This window comes from Paenibacillus sp. T2-29 (assembly GCF_052921365.1).
Map to the genome: position 1 here is coordinate 271,886 of NZ_JBREVE010000005.1, position 17,249 is coordinate 289,134.

Here is a 17,249-nt window from a genome sequence, read left to right on the forward strand (position 1 = left end):
TAAACATTTTGTTTAAAAACAAGCCGTCATGCTTACAAATATTCGGTTAAATGTACCGTTTTGATGGCAAATTATTTACGATCGACGTTCTTCTACTATAATAAATGAAAAAGAGCCTAGGGGGAATTAATATGCTTACCATCGGTTATATTGGGAATGGCAAAAGCACCAATCGGTATCATCTTCCTTTTTCATTGACCAGAGATCATTTGAAAGTAAAGACGATCTACGCCCGTAATCCAGATAAAGGGGAGTGGGAGAAAATCCCTGGCGTGCAGTATACAGATAATCTTGAATCTTTAATGAACGATAAGGAAATTCAGTTGATTGTTGTCTGTACACCTGTAGAATCCCACTACACTTATGCGAAAATGGCACTCGACCACGGAAAAAATGTACTTATTGAGAAACCCTTTATGTTAACGAAAGAAGAAGCAGTGTCCATCTTCCAATATGCCAAAGAGAAAAATCTGATTATACAGTGCTACCAAAACAGACGATACGATTCGGATTTTCTCACTACCAAGAAGGTCATTGAATCAGGAAAACTCGGTGATTTGTTGGAGGTGGAAATGCATTTTGATTATTACCGCCCTGAAACCCCCAACTCCACCTCTCATTTTTCCAAATATAACAGTTACCTCTATGGACATGGCGCTCATACCATTGACCAGGTTCTTTCCTATTTTGGGAAACCTGACACGATCCATTACGACGTGCGCCAATTGCTCGGTTCTGGAAGAATGAATGACTATTTTGATCTGGATTTTTATTATCCCTCACTCAAGGTATCCATTAAATCCAGCTTTTTTCGTTTAAAAGAGCGGCCGAGTTTTGTAGTATACGGCAAAAAAGGCGTTTTTATAAAACAGACAAAGGATCGTCAGGAGGAGCATCTTAAATTATACTATCTGCCTAAGGGACACGCCGATTTTGGCATCGACCAGCCTGAGCATTATGGCATTTTAACGTACCTGGATGATGATGGTCAGTACCATGAAGAAAAAGTGGTTTCTGAAAAAGGAGATTATGCCCGAGTGTATGACGATCTCTATCATTCGATCATACACGGCAAAGAAAAAGCGATTACAGATGAAGAAACCATAACTTCAATGGAAATACTTGAGAAGGGTATAGAGGAGTGTAACTAGAATGAAATTGGGAATTGTCGGAGCAGGAATGATCGTAGGGGATCTATTGAGCTTTATTCAGGAAATCCCGACGATCTTATTAAAGGCCATTTGTTCTAGACCTAGCCATGAGGAGAAATTACTAGCTTGGCAACATAGATATGGAATCTCTCAGATTTATACGGATTACAGCAAAATGCTGAGGAATAATGACGTAGATACTGTCTATATTGGTTTGCCTAATCATCTCCATTATTCATATGCCAAAGAAGCATTACTGAGTGGTAAACATGTTATATGTGAGAAGCCGTTTACATCCAATGTGCATGAATTTCTAGAGCTAAAAGAAATTGCTCAGCAAAGAAAACTGGTATTGGTGGAAGCTATTACGAATCAATATTTGAAAAATTATTTGTCCATAAAGGAGTATCTGCCTAAACTTGGCGAGATTAAAATAGTTGAATGCAACTATTCTCAATATTCATCCCGGTATGAGGCTTTTAAAGCGGGAGTAATCCAGCCTGCGTTTAATCCGGAAATGTCTGGCGGAGCCTTGATGGATATCAATTTATACAATATTCATTTTGTTGTTGGCCTCTTCGGGAGCCCTAAGAAGGTAGAATATTTGGCGAACATGGAACGTGGAATTGACACTTCAGGCATACTGCTGCTTGATTACGGCGATTTTAAGTGTGTTTGCATAGGTTCAAAAGACAGTACGGCACCCAATGCAGTGAACATTCAAGGCAATAAAGGCTATGTACACATGGCAAGTTCAGCTAATATATGCGATTATTTTGAATACACTCCTAATAAGGAAACGCCCATCCAGGTGGACCTGAAAGATCATTCGCATCGTATGTATGACGAATTCGTTGAATTCGAACGTATCATCCGAGAAAATGATTTGGAAAAAGTCTCGGATATGCTTGAACATAGCGAAAAGGTCATGAATGTCATTGAGAAGGCCAAACAGTCGGCCAATCTTGTGTTTGGTCCCGATAAACACAATCTTTAATGCTTGTACCTGAAATTGAAGAAGCAACTCGCTTGAGCTGCTTCTGACTCATGGATTTGAGAGTAGCAGATAGATACGTCTGCTACTCTTTTTTTGCCCAGATTCACAATTTCCGGTCCAAAAGCATGCCAATTTGCTCGGCCATCCTCGTCCCGAAGTTCATCTATTATTGGACAAGTACACTGGAGGGAAGGTAAAAGTGAGGGCTTAAACGTAAAAGGACCTGTTTTCGGGTGCCCTCAACCAACTATGATATTTTCCTCAAAATATTCGCACCAAATCCACTGCTTTGGTATGCTTTGACGAGATCACCAAGTCGTACAGAAAAGCCCAAGATACCGCTGCCCCTGTTCGTTCCACGGGGTACATCATACCATTGTCCGCTGACTTCCACCGCCCCGGTCGGATCATAAGTCACTTCCCCTTCCAACACATTGGTCCAATTATGACCACTGCCGTTGTCGCTTAATCCTGTCCACCAGATCCTATTGTTATTAAGGTGCCGAATGTAGTATATGCCTCCATCGTCGCCTTGCCAGGTTCCTGTCAAATCATACGCAGGTTGCCTCCAATGAGTTAGTGTAGGTACCTGATTGTAGTACATAGGTTGCACTCCTCTATTGAATTTATTATTCGTTACAGCATAAGTCCACAACAGCAGCTTGCTTTACCATCGTTGCCATGTAGTTGTGATAATTCCACCGGATACCTTGGTCAACTGGTCTTCACTACGGGTTAAGACCAAGGTACCGTTGTTCTTGTTCCTTCCACGCGGTACATCGGCCCAATTTCCTGAGATTACCACTCCCTCTGGTCCAATCTGACGAATTCCATGAAACACGTGTGTCCAGTTTTGCCCACTGCCGTTGTCGCTAAATCCTGCCCACCAGACATGGGGGTCATCATGCCGAATGTAGTACACGCTTCCATCGTTGCCTCGCCAGATTCCCGTCATATCCGGTTCCTGCCGAGTCGCTTGTGCATTAACAAAAGACTCCCGATTGTGCATATGCCTGCAATGAGTTAGCGTAGGTACCAGATTGTAGTACACAAGTAGCACTCCTCTATTTTTTTTATTTGTTACAACATATGCCGACACAAAACAATTGAACCTAGGCAAATGCGATTTGAGATTAGAAATCTCAATGGTCTGATTCGAATAGTTAGGCGAGAGCAAATTGATGAATGGAATATGATGATTGATATGAACAGCAGAGGGATTTTGTATGGAATTGCAACTGATTTGCCTGCGATGCGGGAACACAAATCGGGACACATCATTAACTTGTCTTCTATTGCTGGACATAATGTCTACCCAGACAGCACTGTATATTGTGCGATTAGACATGCAGTCAAGGCTGATGAGTATGAGATATACGGAGGAGTTGGAGAGAAGAACAGCTATGATCTAATTCTTCATAGCTGTGGAGATTGAATTGATGGAATACCTTTTTTTCAGAGAGTCGTACCAGGTAAAATCATCGAATTTATACGAAAATGATTTTACCCGGTATGACGTATTTAAGATCAATAGCACCAATCATAGCGTTCTAACTAAAGTCTATCTCTCAATGAAACTTATACATCTCAATCACGAGGAAGTCTCTTTAGTTAGAGTAAATAATTGAGATGAGAAATCATATTTCTCCGCAATATTAAAATCCTGGTCAGCCTTATAAGGCGGGGTAAGTATAAGTCCGATGTTCATTAACTCGCTGCCTGTGAAACGTCGATCCAGTTCTTCCACGAAATATACTGCCATTTCGTCCAGTCCGATGAGCTTTAGCCGTGAATAAGCTGCATTAGGGCGTGAGAGTACCTGGTACCAGCCGACGAGAGCATGCTCACGTTCTGCATCAATGGTCATCCAAGCTGTCTCATTTTTTTCAAAGGGACTTAGCAGACGGTAAAACGTTCCCTGGGTAACTAATCGTTGGTGACGTTTATACAGTTGTATTTGCTTTTTGATTATATTGCACTCTTCCTCGGTTAAAGCTAATGGATCAAGTTCGTAACCGAATACACCGAAGTAGGCGACATTTGATCTGGTTTGCAGCGGTGCGGTTCTGCCTACCTGGTGGTTCGGAATGGTTGACACATGAGCACCCATGCTGCTAAGCGGATAGGCCATGGAAGTGCCATACTGAATCTTAAGACGTTCAATAGCTTCGCTATCGTCGCTCGTCCATGTTTGCGGAGCATAATAAAGCATCCCTGGATCAAATCGTCCTCCACCGGAAGCACAGGACTCAAACAAAACCTCAGGGTATTTGGTAATCAGCTTCTCATATAAAGCATACACGCCTAGGACGTAACGATGGAAAAACTCGCCCTGTCTTTCCTTGCCCAGAGATAATGAATAGGCTTCTGAAATGCAGCGATTCATATCCCATTTTACATATTCGATATGAGCAGAAGAGAGCACGTCATCCATTAACTTAAACAGGTAATCCACAACAGGCGGTTGGGAATAATCAAGAACATACTGATGCCGTCCATGCTTGCGTTTACGCCCGGGTGTTCCCACAACCCAATCCGGATGTTCCCTCATAATATGAGAGTCGGAGTTAACCATTTCCGGCTCAAACCAAAGACCGAATTTCATACCAAGCTCATTGATCTTCTTTGCCAAATTCGAGATTCCGTTCGGTAGCTTTTCACGATTTTCAAACCAGTCACCGAGTGAGGAGGTATCATTGTTTCTTTGACCGAACCAACCGTCATCCAAGACAAAGAGCTCAATCCCTAGTTCACTTGCTTTTTTAGCCATATCCACTATTTTCTTTTCGGTAAAATCAAAGTAGGTACCCTCCCAGTTATTGATCAATACAGGTCGTTCCCGTTCAGCCCAGCTACTACGAATTAAGTGTTTATTGTACAGGCGATGGAACGCCTGGCTCATGCCGTTCAAACCGCTCTGTGAGTAGACCATAACTGCTTCAGGTGAATAAAAACATTCTCCAGGCTTCAGAGTCCAGCAGAATTTGTCAGGATGAATACCGAGGCTCAGTCGGGTAGTTGAGTAGCTGTCCACTTCCGCCTGGGCAAGAAAGTTTCCGCTGTAGACGAGATTCACTGCATATATTTCTCCTTGGTGTTCCTGAGATCCCGGTTTGGCAAGCGCCAAGAATGGATTGTGAATATGACTACTAATTCCTCGTGTGCTCCCAATGGACTGAACACCTGGTCTGAGTGGTGTACGCTCCACATGTCGTTCCCTACCCCATGCCCCCGACAAATGAATAATTTCATATTCGGAGTCAGGAAGATCAAGGCTCACGCTCATAAGACGATTGACTCTTAGAATACTATTTCCGGAATTCGTTATGGATACGGATCGCGTGATTACAGGCAGTTCACTGAAGATGGTGTATGCAAGCACGGCAACCGCTCCTGTAAGGGAATCGGTCAGCGTGATCAGGAGTGTCTCTGCTTCATTTGCTTCCTTACAAAACGTAGCAGGGAGATGGGGGATTTTAGGTTTCCCCGTGATGACCTCGTAACGGTCAAAGATGAACTCCATGACATGAGAACCGTCCTCCTGTATGATCTCAACTGCTGGTTCTCTAAAGTCTCCACTTCCCGAAGAAGGGAATTCCTGCTTGATGCTTTCCAATGATGTTACCAAGTCACCATCAAACTCACCGACAGACACAGAGCGGTAGCTTCGTTCAATAAAACGGTCATACTGACCTAGGTACTCCATTTTTTTGCCATAATATAAATGCTCCAATTGCCCGTTCTCCATGACACGGAAAAGATAACTGCAGTATTTGTTCGTTAAGTGAAATGTACGTTCCTTTGGGTTAACTTGTATACTAGCCATGTACACAGCCCCTTTCAAAATATAACTGTCCTGTTGAAAGCGTTATTATCGAACTCAGCATAACAAAGCCAGGGGAAGAAAATACATTACTTTTTTTAAGCGTATTATGGGAAAAACATAGAATCTTTCAAACAAAATTTATAGTTAGGTTCAACCTTTTTCTAAGTATTTGTCATCCTTAACTTATGCTATACTGATAAATTAACAAACATAGATTCTATATTGGGCAAAGTACGGGGAGGGTGCGAATGGGCCAGAATACGTTTCAGGATGTAGATACACATCCCAGTTCAGAGCATGAAAATATATCGGATCTGATTCTATATAATTGTGAGACAAGTGCATATAGGGAACAATTTCTTTGGTTTTGCTATATTAATCTATAAAAATATTGGTATTTGGAAGCGGTTTTCTTTGCTATCGTAAAATTATTGGTTTTTTCCTGCATGGTATTTTTAACGATTGTAGGAAGAATACTTTTTACGGGAGGAGAACCGCACGTGGATTTCATAACTACCTTTATTACAGCTGTCGGCTGGGGAGTCATGCCGATATTGGCGTATATGACTAAAGCCAGTCCCCGAGAACAGCTGACAGGTACCGTGCTGTGCTGTTTGCCCTGTGCTTGTATATCATTCATCCAGCCTCATTAGCACCGATTTCTTTCGTGGTAAGTTTTATATCCGGTATTTTCTGGGCTGCTGGACAATTACTCCATTTTCGATCTTTCCAAAAAGTAAGCGTATCCATCGCCATTCCTGTAATTTGCGGTCTACAGTTGATAGGGACGACGTTATTTGCCGCACTGATCTTGGGTGAATGGATAACAGGTTACCAATATGGGATGGGTGTTGGTTCTCTTCTGTGTATTTTAGCGGGAGTTCTATTGACCAGCTATCAGGGCAAGTCTGCTGGGCTGTCTAAGCCTATGCCGTTACGAATTATCATGATGCTGGTTTGCTCCGGGTTAGCGTTAAGCAGTTATGTAGTTATCAATCAGTACTTTAATATATCTGGGCTGTCCGTCATTCTGCCGCAATCGCTCGGGATGTTATACTCGGCCCTGGTCATAAATTTGAAAGGCAAACATCGGCTACGCTTCTCTCCAGTGCTTCGCAATTTGTTTACAGGATTGGTTTGGAGCATTGCTAATCTAGCACTATTTATTTCCAACGGTCTGATCGGCATGGCGGCTAGTTTTCCGATCTCTCAAGCGAGCATTGCAATTGCTTGTGTCGGCAGCATTTTAATATTTAAGGAAAAGAAAAGTCTTTATGAATGGTTAGCTATACTTGTGGGAATTACGGTGCTGATGATAGGAGTAGGAATGATTAGCCTGCTTAAGCCCTAGAGAGAATTTGTGGAGAAAAAAGCCTATATATCAATAGGGCACGCTTTTCGGGATTGACAGAGGTATAGCAGCATGAGAAAATGTACGCGCGTACATAAAATGATTGGAGGTGGGCAATATCGTTTCGCGCAAGGAAGTAGCAGAACTCGCTGGCGTGTCTGAAGCGACGGTGTCTCGGGTATTGAACGCGACCGGTCCTATCAAGGAAGATACGCGGAAACGGGTCCTGGACGTTGCCAATCAACTTGGATATGTTCCCAGTGCATTGGCCCGCAACTTTGCCCGAAGCAAAAGCGGCCATCTTGGTGTGGTTATGCCTTATGTCCCGAAGGCGCACCTGTTCTCTGCTTATTTTTTCTCCGAGATGCTGAGCGGCATCGGTAACAAGGCCAGAGACAGCGGGCTCGATCTACTACTATTATTCCGAAAACCGGGCGAACGGATGGACTACAGCAGTCTTTTCCGTCAGCAAAAGGTCGACAGTTGTATCATCCTTGGAGCAAGGGATGAGCACGATGAGGTGGAGGCTCTGAAGAGACTTCAGCAAGAGGGGCGACCGTTCTGTGTCATGAATCACCATTTTGAAGGGCAGTCGTTCTGTGAAGTGGATGCAGACCATGTAGAAGGAAGCCGGGCGGCTGTAAGTCATCTCATTGAGCAGGGATGCAAGCGGATAGCCTTTCTCAACGGTCCGGATATCTATTCCAACAGTACTGAGCGATTGAAGGGTTATCTCATCGCGCTTCAGGAGGCTGGTATTGAATATGACCATGAGCTGATTCTGGAAGGTAATTACAGTCGTCGAAGCGGGCTCGAAGCGTCGGCTACAATCGCAGACAAATTAGATGATATTGATGCCGTATTTGCGGCGAACGACCGGATGGCCCTCGGTGTAATGCAGGGTCTCCGTGAGCGCGGGCTGGCAGTTGAGCGGTTTCCAGCGTTTGTAGGCTATGATGACTCGGATGCAGCTGAGATGGCTGTTCCGCCACTAAGCAGTGTCCGTGTTCCATTTTATGAGATGGGGGAACTTGCAGCCTCGAAGCTTATACCCGATTCTCAGGATCTCACTCCGGCTCTGGAACTGACTGGGTGCGACTTAATCAGAGAACTCCTGTCCACAGAGCTGATTATTAGGGCGTCATCCATTCGTCAATAACATCATTCATCAATAATTCGTTGAAACTCATACCCATAAGGAGGATCACGACATGTCTAACCGTCTTCGTATTGGAATGGTTGGCTACAAATTTATGGGCAAGGCTCACAGCAACGCTTACCGTAGTCTACCCATGTTCTTCCCGGATGCCCCGCTGCAACCAGAGATGTCCGTTATCTGTGGACGTAACGAGCAGGGGGTTCAGGCAGCTGCCCGCCAGTTCGGCTGGAGCGAAAGTGTTACGAATTGGCGTGATCTAGTGAAACGTAGCGATATTGATCTTGTTGACATTAACGCCCCGAGTAATGCCCATAAGGAAATTGTCATTGAGGCTGCCCTCCATGGCAAGCATCTGTTTTGTGAGAAGCCGCTTGCGCTTTCATTGGCGGATTCCCGTGACATGCTGCAAGCAGCAGAGACAGCAGGGGTCAACCATATGATTGGCTTCAACTACCGCTTTTCTCCGGCTGTCCAGCTGGCGAAGCAGCTCGTCGAAAGCGGTCGCCTGGGCAAGATTTATCATTTTCGCGCCTTTTTCCTTCAAGACTGGATTATGGACCCGTCCTTCCCGCTGGTATGGCGGTTGCAAAAAGAAGTGGCCGGTTCTGGCTCTCATGGTGATCTTGGCGCCCATTTGATTGATCTCGCTCGGTTTCTGGTCGGCGAGTTCCACGAAGTCATCGGCATGAGCGAGACGTTCATCAAACAGCGTCCGCTGGCTACGGAGATGAGCGGATTGAGCTCCAAAAGGAGTACCGAGGCCAATGCACCGATGGGAGAAGTGACGGTTGATGATGCCACGTTGTTCTTAGCACGCTTTGCTGGAGGCGCACTGGGCAGCTTTGAGGCCACACGCTTTGCAGCCGGACATCGGAGCACAAATTCATTCGAAATCAACGGTAGTCTGGGCAGTGTGCGGTTTGATTTTGAGCGGATGAATGAGCTGGAAGTGTATTTCACACAGGATGAGGAAGGCGTTCAGGGCTTCCGCCGCGTGCTCGCCACCGATCCGGTACACAAGTATTCCGAAGCCTGGTGGCCTGCAGGACATACAATTGGATTCGAGCATACCTTCACCCACGAGATGCTTGAGATGTTGAGTGCCATCTCCGAAGGGCGGCAACCTTCGCCGAACTTCCACGACGGGGTCGCTTGTCAGGCTGTGCTTGAAGCAGTAGAACGATCTATAGAGGAACGCCGTTGGGTATCCATTGAAGAAATGTAGGTTAACAACACATTCCGAAAGGTGAGTGGATTACAGATGCGCAAGGCACTGATTGTATGGGGTGGATGGAACGGACATGAACCGGAGCAGGTGGCGGCCATTTTTGAACGCATTCTGAAGGAAGAAGGGTTTGAGGTGGAGGTGTCCAGTACCCTTGAAGCCTATCAGGATGCGGAGAAACTGCTTGGCCTGGACCTGATCGTTCCCATGTGGACCATGGGACAGATTGAGCAGGAACTGATCAATAATGTCTCAGCAGCGGTTCAAAGCGGCGTAGGTCTGGCAGGCTGTCACGGTGGCATGTGTGATGCCTTTCGAAACAACGTGGACTGGCAATTCATGACAGGTGGGCAATGGGTTGCACATCCCGGCAATGATGGGGTGGAGTACATGGTAAACATAAAGCGTGGATCGAGCCCGCTGCTGGACCATATTGAGGATTTTCAGGTCATAAGCGAGCAGTACTACCTCCATGTAGACCCTGCGGTTGAGGTGCTGGCAACCACACGCTTCCCGGTCGTTCCGGGACCTCATTCGGCCAATGGGCCAGTGGATATGCCCGTTGTATGGACAAAGCGGTGGGGAAACGGCCGCGTGTTCTACAATTCGCTAGGTCATCACGCAGATATCATAGAAATTCCTCAAGTGACCGAGATGATGCGCAGCGGATTCCTGTGGACTGCGGCAGGCAAACAGGCGGCGACCAGCCGAGGTAGCTCGCTGGCAGAGGCATACACGGGTATGGCAGACAACCAGCAACAGTAGCGTGAACAGGATAGTATCCGATGTAATAAAAGAATGCCATTATCCATTTTTTCTGAAGGAGAAGGGAGTCCAGGCATGAAAAAAATGAAAGTGGGCATTATCGGTTGCGGTAAAATTAGCGGAATTTATATGGAAAATTGCCATCGTTTCGACATTCTGGAGCTGTTCGCAGTAGCGGATCTGGACCAAAGTCGGGCAGAGGAGCAGGCGATAGCGTTCAACGTTCCGAACGTATATTCGGTAGATGAGATTTTGGCTGATCCGCAGATCGAACTCATCATTAATTTGACCATTCCGGCCGTTCACGCCGAAGTGTGTCTCAGAGCACTTGAGGCTGGCAAGCATGTCTATGTGGAGAAGCCACTTGCTGTCACCCGAGAGCAGGGCCAGGCAGTCTTGGATCTTGCTCATCAAAAGGGACTACTTGTTGGCTGCGCACCGGAGACCTTCTTCGGCTCCGGTATACAGACATCATTGAAGTTGATTGAAGACGGAGTCATTGGGAATCCGGTAGCTGCTACGGCTTTCATGATGAGCCGTGGACATGAACATTGGCATCCTGATCCTGAATTTTATTATGCAGCTGGTGGTGGTCCGATGTTTGATATGGGACCTTATTATTTGACGGCTCTGGTGCAATTGCTGGGACCGATTGCCGCCATTTCGGGCATGACCAGCAAAGCGATGGATCAGCGAACGATTACGAGCGAGAAAAAGAGAGGCCAGACTATCCCAGTCGATATTCCGACCCATGTGGCTGGATTGTTGCGCTTCAAGCAGGGAGCTGTCGGTACGCTGATTACCAGCTTTGACATTTTTGGAGGTAGCACTCTGCCACCGATCGAGGTGTATGGTACGCATGGCACGTTGCAGGTACCTGACCCGAACACATTCGGAGGGCCAGTTCGCTTCAGGCTGCTAGGCGAGCACAATTGGACAGAGGTACCGCTGCTGCCAGGTTATCAGGAAAATACACGGGGTATCGGAGTTGCTGATATGGCCTATGCTATCCGCAACGGACGACCTCACCGCGCCAGCGGGGAACTGGCCTACCATGTGCTGGAAGCGATGTGGGCGTTCCATGATTCTTCCGATCAGCAGACCTTTTATACGATGCAGAGTACATGTCAGCGCCCGGCGGCTTTAACAGAAAACCTGCCCTTATATACGTTAGATGTATAAAACAAGTACCAGCCTGAAGCTGACCTGCAGCATACAAGAATTATAAGACTGGAGGGGCTGTCCCAAAAGTCGGTCTGGGGATTTGCGCATTCTGCTTTGATATTAATTACTATAAAAAAGAAGGCTCCAGCTCTGCTTTGACTGCGGCTTTGGGGTCTTCTTAGTTAACTTTTGAAACATCATGCTACATAATTTTGCGCCTTGAACAAGATCTTAATGCTATAAAAATAACATTACTACTGCGAGGAATGCGCTAGAATGGACCTTTTAGCTTGATTAGTTCTATAGTGTCGTTCTAATATAAAAGAAACATCAGCTTGACATCTATGTACTCTTAATACTACGGTGATGTGAATGTATTTTTAATTTTTCAAAAATAGGTTTATAGATTGCTAAATTTTGAGCGAAAAAAATCAGACCAATTGAAATTTTTGAGGAGGGTGAAAATATGTGTAGATATGCAATGTACGGTCCATACAAAGATATCTTTGCCTGCTTTGCTTGTAGGAAGGTATATAAGCAAACATCCCGCTTTGAGATTCCAAAGGAAAAATATGAGGGGATTGTCCATGTATGTCCGCAATGCCAGACGTCCATGCATGACATGGGGCATGATTTTCAGGCCCCGAAGCAAACGGATATCAAGCAGTGGAAAAAGGTAGAGCTTTTGTACCAAAACGGATACTCTTACCATTCCTGCGGATGTGACGGTCCTGGGTACAGACCTTCCTAGCTACAAGATGTTCCTGGATTCCTGAAGGAACAGCGAAGGTTTGAGAATGAGGGAGAGGCATTACTGCATCGGCTTTTGCAGAGTTAATTGAATCGAGCAAGTAACAAACATGGACTATTCGTAGTGTTGCCATAAGGAGGTCATCATGAGAAATTGTGCGCTATACAGCTCCACCTTTGATCTGGATCAGGTTGAGAGACTATTAGAGTCGATTTATCCCAATAACAAGATACACGTGAATGAAAGCAAAACTAGATTTGAGGTCAAAAGCAAGGGCTGGTTTAATAAGAAAGTCAAAGGCTTTAACATAATGACCAGCAAAACGAATCCGGAGGAGTTTGCCTCCATGCTTAACGGAATGATAAATTTTTTCAGTCAGATTCCTGCTGAAAACGAACATTTGCAGCAAAAGTTGCTGATCAAGATGAGTACGCTAAATATGGTGATTGGTGTGGAGACCGAGGAGGATATATCTGAAGCCTTTTTTGCCGAATTACTTGATATCATAAATTCGTTGGACGGGCTGATGTTCTGGGGTGGCGGTAATTTGCTTGCACCTGATGGAAGTCTGTTATTAGATGTCAATGGGCGTTCGGAAGTGGAAGATTATACAGTTACTGCTCATGTCAGTTATTTGCACGGAGAGGACCCAATTACCGAATCCGGGATGGAGCGGAAGCTGCGGTCGGAAAAGAAATTGGTCGATCAAGGCTTTACGCAAATGCCGCCGATCCCAGGCAGGCTAGGAGATGAAGCCGCAGACAGCATCCGTTCTCTCAAGGAAGTGGCTGGCCGTGCCGTTGCTTTGTGTATTGTAGCACTGAAAGGCGAGTGTATCGGTGCGGGTGAAAGCAAGGATGATACGAAACGGATGATAAATCAAGTGACTGATCAGTATGGCGCGGACCGTTTCTTTTCACCGGAAGAAAAGAGGTTCTTATCCAATGATGATGTCGATGAGTCGGAGGGCATCCAGTTCTCATGGCGTTATGAAGGCTTTTGGACTCTGTTATGGGCTTTGGGCCATCTTGAGAAGCTAGGTGACCCAACTGGGATTTGCGACGTGCCGTTGTCTGTTTCAAAGCTGCAGCAATTCGACTCATTTGAGGCTTTTCTGTCAAGCTCAAGACTGCGCAGCAGCAAGGAAGTTTTAGATGAAGCGGATTTAATTTGTCGTTACGATTGGATGTGTGTGGATAGCCGCATTCATAAACAGCCAGCCCCTGGAAATCTGGATGATGGTGTAGTGTATGAACGTCATCGTGTGCTTAAATGGCTCACCAGTTACATGGGACAGGATTGGGATGATGTGCGCACAGATACATAATAGGAAGTCTAGAAACATCAATCCTCTACCAAATAGGTAGAGGATTGTTTGGTGTGGGACACTTTACTTAAAATTCATGACGTTGACCGTAAATTCGTAATTCACTGATCTCAACATCGTACTTTGCGGCTCAATCATGGCCAGCTTGAAGAAGCGGAAAGGAGTGTTTTTATATTCATCCCTCACGTAGTAGACGCAGATAGCATTTTTATGAGGCTTCCATCCGGCAAAGCGATGTTTAGAAGATCTAATCCTTCTACTGGCAGGCGGGTCATGGGACGCTGGTCGAAACGCAGCATGGGGAATGGTATATGGCCCATCTATGTACTCGGCTTTTTCCCGGTACTTCTTTAATGAATCCACTCGGCAGGGAAACAGCGATTCAGAAGTGTATATGGACTGAAGACGGCTGGCTGCGCCTGAGTCATGGCGGCAAGTTACCGACTCTGGAGACAGAAGCTCCGAATTTGCCGATCCATCTTTTTCCAGCCGAAGAACCTAGAGACCACTTCATCATCAATCCATCATTTACGGCGATTATTTTTTCATAGAGGCTATATTCAAGCTCAAGGGTAGCGATTTATATTTCTGTTAAACAAGATTACAATCCTGAGAATAACGAGTTGAATCGACAATTATACAAATATAAAAATACTAGACAAGACAACTGCTGGGAGAAAGTTGTCTTGTTTTGCACTTTTAGGACCCATGCTATGGAGTTAGGAAAACAGATTTTAAAACTTTTTTATCATCAAGGAATAGTACTGGAAAACAAAAATATATATGCTTTAGGTCGCTTTGATAAAATCTCATCACTGGGAATGATACAGAAAATTTATTAAAGCGAAATAATTGCAGTTGGTAAAAGAAAGCGGTTACTTTAGGGTTGTTCTACGTTTGTTTGTTTTGGTCCCAATTATGATCGGAAAGGAGAAGACTTTACCGTGCCTCAGGGATGGAGAATGGAATTGAAATCATGAGAATGCAGGGGTAACCAATTAGCTATTTATGATGATAAATAGGAGGCTTGGGAATGAAAAAAACCATAACATGCTTGATTTTGTTTGGACTGCTGATGAGTATGTTGCCGTTCAAAAATGTGAGCGCTTTCGAAAATGCTAGGCTTACCCAATCGGCAACCGCAAGCTCCGTCGAAGATTCAAGTAAAGCGGCTGATTTTGCGATTGATGGTGACCCGCAAACTAGATGGTCCTCACAATATTCAGATCCGCAGTGGATAAGTGTAGATCTTGGTAGCACCACCAAAATCAATGGCGTTACGCTCAACTGGGAAGCCGCTTATGCGAAGTCCTACCAAGTTCAGACATCGACGGATGATGATCATTGGACTACCGTCTATTCCACCACGACTGGAGATGGAGGAATCGATAAGATATCTTTCGAAGCAACAGACGCTAGATATGTAAAAATGAACGGTATCGAAAGAGCTACCAGCTACGGATATTCCCTTTGGGAATTTGAAGTGCATTCAGCTGATGAACCGGAGGATAACTTACCTCCAACAGCTCCCTCCAACCTGACTAGTTCCTCGGTATCAGATACAACAGTAAGCTTGCAGTGGACGGAATCTACAGATAATGTAGGTGTTTCCAGCTACGACATCTACAAAGGATCAGACCTCGTAGGATCCAGTGCGTCGACATCCTTCATCGTTACCGGTCTAACAGCCAACATGGCGTACAGTTTTTATGTGAAAGCCAGAGATACCGCAGGTAATGTGTCAGATGCAAGCAATGTGATTGATGTTACCACCAGCGCAGCTGACACAAATATTGTCTCAGGTGAAACTTATAAACTAACGGCACAGCATAGCGGAAAAAATCTGGAAGCAGGAGACTCAACTGCCGATGGAGCGAAGGTGCAGCAGTGGACGAACAACGGTAGCGCTCGGCAAAGATGGAAAGTCATTGACGTTGGAGATGGATATTATAAATTGATTGTGCAATCCAGCGGTAAAGCATTAACAGTGGCCGGAGGCTCTTCAGAAGATGGGGCTAGTGTACAGCAATGGACAGACAGCGATTTAACTAATCAAAAATGGAAAATGATTGACGTCGGCGGTGGATATTATAAGCTGCTTGTACAATCTAGCGGTAAAGCGCTGGATGTAATCGGAGGTTATACTAATGACGGGGCAAATGTGCAGCAATGGACGGATAACGGAAATGATCAGCAGAAATGGAAGTTTACGCTTGTTGACTCAACCCCTGATACAACGGCACCAACAGCACCAGCAAACCTGAAAAGCTACTCCAAAACAAACACTTCGGTAAGCCTTGTATGGACAGCATCAACAGACGATGTCGATGTTACCAGCTACGATGTGTACAATGGAACAACTTTGGTCGATTCAACCCCTACGACAAGTTATACGGTGACAGGGCTTAGCGCCAATACAACATACAGCTTCACTGTCAAAGCCAGGGATGCAGCAGGAAATATTTCAACAGCAAGCAATGTCCTAAAGGTTACGACGAATTCTACAACGGAGAATACAGGTTTTTATATTAATGGAACAACGCTTTACGATGCCAAGGGGAATCCGTTTGTTATGAGGGGAATCAATCACGCTTATACCTGGTATAAGGGGCAAGAGTCTGTAGCGATCCCTGCCATTGCAAAAACGGGAGCGAACACTGTCAGAATCGTACTGTCGGATGGTCAGCAATGGACAAAAGATGATCTGTCTGCGATACAAAATTTAATCACTTTATCAGAGCAAAACAAATTGGTCGTTGTTCTAGAAGTACATGATGGCACAGGGTCTGACAGCGCTGCTGTATTGGATAATATCGCTAATTACTGGATTGAAATGAAAAGTGCACTCATTGGAAAAGAAAGCACCGTCATCCTCAATATCGCGAACGAATGGTATGGAACATGGGATGGCGGAGGCTGGGCGCAAGGTTATAAGTCTGTTATACCTAAGCTCAGAAATGCTGGCATCAAAAATACAATCATTGTTGATGGTGCAGGATGGGGACAGTATCCGCAATCTATTTTTGACTACGGAAAAGAAGTCTTTAATGCAGATCCGCTTAAAAATACGATGTTCTCCATTCATATGTACGAATATGCCGGAGGTAATGCCGCCACAGTAAAGAGCAATATGGATAATGTACTGAATAAAAACCTAGCTCTGCTGATTGGAGAATTCGGGATCAAGCATACGAGCGGTGATGTGGATGAGGCTACCATTATGAGTTACGCTGAGCAAAAGGGAGTAGGTTATCTTGCATGGTCTTGGAAAGGAAACAGTCCGGGTCTTGATTATCTGGATATGACTACTGACTGGCAAGGATCAAGCTTAACGGAACAAGGTCGTATTATCATTGAAGGTCCCAATGGTATTAGGGCGACATCAAAATTAAGCTCGGTTTATAGCGATTCAGCCAACAAACAGTCATCCAGTAAACCATGAGTATTTAACGTTAGTCAACAATGTTCAGTACGAAAACAAGCTTTTTCTGTACACAAAGCCGCCAAGTTGGTATTATCCCCTTCTAGTAGAC

14 protein-coding genes and 2 pseudogenes are annotated in these 17,249 nt (G+C 45.1%); 13 read left to right on the top strand and 3 right to left on the bottom strand.

Annotation, left to right across the window (positions count from 1 at the left end):
* The first annotated feature begins 131 nt into the window (after positions 1-131).
* Positions 132-1,151 (top strand): Gfo/Idh/MocA family oxidoreductase, encoded by a 1,020-nt coding sequence (locus tag ACU1JV_RS16535; RefSeq protein ID WP_025678525.1) that lies wholly within the window; start codon positions 132-134, stop codon positions 1,149-1,151.
* A gap of 1 nt (position 1,152) precedes the next feature.
* Complete coding sequence (locus ACU1JV_RS16540) at positions 1,153-2,148, top strand: Gfo/Idh/MocA family protein (protein WP_129549383.1); 996 nt, start codon at positions 1,153-1,155, stop codon at positions 2,146-2,148.
* Positions 2,149-2,395: 247 nt separating this feature from the next.
* Here the strand turns inward: ACU1JV_RS16540 and ACU1JV_RS16545 are convergent, their stop codons facing one another.
* Complete coding sequence (locus ACU1JV_RS16545; RefSeq protein ID WP_413986185.1) at positions 2,396-2,752, bottom strand: hypothetical protein; 357 nt, start codon at positions 2,750-2,752, stop codon at positions 2,396-2,398.
* Positions 2,753-2,815: 63 nt separating this feature from the next.
* On the bottom strand, positions 2,816-3,199 hold the full coding sequence (locus tag ACU1JV_RS16550; RefSeq protein WP_165080608.1) for a hypothetical protein: 384 nt from the start codon (positions 3,197-3,199) through the stop codon (positions 2,816-2,818).
* A 69-nt stretch (positions 3,200-3,268) separates the two neighbouring features.
* Here ACU1JV_RS16550 and ACU1JV_RS16555 point away from each other — a divergent pair, with 69 nt between their 5' ends.
* Positions 3,269-3,583: an SDR family oxidoreductase gene (locus ACU1JV_RS16555; protein WP_413986184.1), complete on the top strand. Its 315-nt coding sequence runs from the start codon at positions 3,269-3,271 to the stop codon at positions 3,581-3,583.
* A 156-nt stretch (positions 3,584-3,739) separates the two neighbouring features.
* On the opposite strand, the gene ACU1JV_RS16560 is transcribed toward ACU1JV_RS16555, so the two are convergent.
* Positions 3,740-5,974, bottom strand: a complete 2,235-nt coding sequence (locus tag ACU1JV_RS16560; RefSeq protein WP_413986183.1) for an alpha-galactosidase — start codon at positions 5,972-5,974, stop codon at positions 3,740-3,742.
* Positions 5,975-6,474: 500 nt separating this feature from the next.
* On the opposite strand from ACU1JV_RS16560, the gene ACU1JV_RS16565 reads away from it, so the two are divergent.
* From ACU1JV_RS16565 to ACU1JV_RS16610, 10 genes and pseudogenes are all read left to right on the top strand, one after another.
* On the top strand, positions 6,475-6,627 hold the full coding sequence (locus tag ACU1JV_RS16565; protein WP_238791031.1) for a hypothetical protein: 153 nt from the start codon (positions 6,475-6,477) through the stop codon (positions 6,625-6,627).
* A complete protein-coding gene (locus tag ACU1JV_RS16570; RefSeq protein ID WP_413986182.1) occupies positions 6,582-7,325 on the top strand; it encodes a GRP family sugar transporter in 744 nt (247 codons plus the stop codon). The genes ACU1JV_RS16565 and ACU1JV_RS16570 overlap by 46 nt, the downstream gene beginning before the upstream one ends.
* Positions 7,326-7,428: 103 nt before the next feature.
* Positions 7,429-8,484 carry a LacI family DNA-binding transcriptional regulator gene (locus tag ACU1JV_RS16575; RefSeq protein ID WP_014599791.1) on the top strand — a complete coding sequence of 352 codons (1,056 nt, stop codon included), beginning with the start codon at positions 7,429-7,431 and terminating at the stop codon, positions 8,482-8,484.
* A gap of 52 nt (positions 8,485-8,536) precedes the next feature.
* Positions 8,537-9,709 (top strand): Gfo/Idh/MocA family protein, encoded by a 1,173-nt coding sequence (locus tag ACU1JV_RS16580; protein WP_165080602.1) that lies wholly within the window; start codon positions 8,537-8,539, stop codon positions 9,707-9,709.
* A gap of 36 nt (positions 9,710-9,745) precedes the next feature.
* Complete coding sequence (locus ACU1JV_RS16585; protein WP_013371325.1) at positions 9,746-10,474, top strand: ThuA domain-containing protein; 729 nt, start codon at positions 9,746-9,748, stop codon at positions 10,472-10,474.
* 75 nt (positions 10,475-10,549) lie between these two features.
* A complete protein-coding gene (locus ACU1JV_RS16590; protein ID WP_165080600.1) occupies positions 10,550-11,656 on the top strand; it encodes a Gfo/Idh/MocA family protein in 1,107 nt (368 codons plus the stop codon).
* Between the two features lie 448 nt (positions 11,657-12,104).
* Positions 12,105-12,476 (top strand): annotated as a pseudogene (locus ACU1JV_RS16595) (hypothetical protein).
* A gap of 58 nt (positions 12,477-12,534) precedes the next feature.
* Positions 12,535-13,716 (top strand): DUF4272 domain-containing protein, encoded by a 1,182-nt coding sequence (locus tag ACU1JV_RS16600; RefSeq protein ID WP_413986181.1) that lies wholly within the window; start codon positions 12,535-12,537, stop codon positions 13,714-13,716.
* Between the two features lie 269 nt (positions 13,717-13,985).
* Positions 13,986-14,267 (top strand): annotated as a pseudogene (locus ACU1JV_RS16605) (family 43 glycosylhydrolase); the annotation flags it as partial.
* Between the two features lie 482 nt (positions 14,268-14,749).
* Positions 14,750-17,158, top strand: coding sequence for a cellulase family glycosylhydrolase (locus ACU1JV_RS16610; RefSeq protein ID WP_165080594.1), 2,409 nt, complete (start codon positions 14,750-14,752; stop codon positions 17,156-17,158).
* The last annotated feature ends 91 nt before the right edge of the window (positions 17,159-17,249 follow it).

Coding starts and splice junctions, on each gene's coding strand:
- ACU1JV_RS16535 (WP_025678525.1), top strand. CDS start 132: ATGCTTACCATCGGTTATATTGGGAATGGCAAAAGCACCAATCGGTAT.
- ACU1JV_RS16540 (WP_129549383.1), top strand. CDS start 1,153: ATGAAATTGGGAATTGTCGGAGCAGGAATGATCGTAGGGGATCTATTG.
- ACU1JV_RS16545 (WP_413986185.1), bottom strand. CDS start 2,752: ATGTACTACAATCAGGTACCTACACTAACTCATTGGAGGCAACCTGCG.
- ACU1JV_RS16555 (WP_413986184.1), top strand. CDS start 3,269: ATGCGATTTGAGATTAGAAATCTCAATGGTCTGATTCGAATAGTTAGG.
- ACU1JV_RS16560 (WP_413986183.1), bottom strand. CDS start 5,974: ATGGCTAGTATACAAGTTAACCCAAAGGAACGTACATTTCACTTAACG.
- ACU1JV_RS16580 (WP_165080602.1), top strand. CDS start 8,537: ATGTCTAACCGTCTTCGTATTGGAATGGTTGGCTACAAATTTATGGGC.
- ACU1JV_RS16585 (WP_013371325.1), top strand. CDS start 9,746: ATGCGCAAGGCACTGATTGTATGGGGTGGATGGAACGGACATGAACCG.
- ACU1JV_RS16590 (WP_165080600.1), top strand. CDS start 10,550: ATGAAAAAAATGAAAGTGGGCATTATCGGTTGCGGTAAAATTAGCGGA.
- ACU1JV_RS16600 (WP_413986181.1), top strand. CDS start 12,535: ATGAGAAATTGTGCGCTATACAGCTCCACCTTTGATCTGGATCAGGTT.
- ACU1JV_RS16610 (WP_165080594.1), top strand. CDS start 14,750: ATGAAAAAAACCATAACATGCTTGATTTTGTTTGGACTGCTGATGAGT.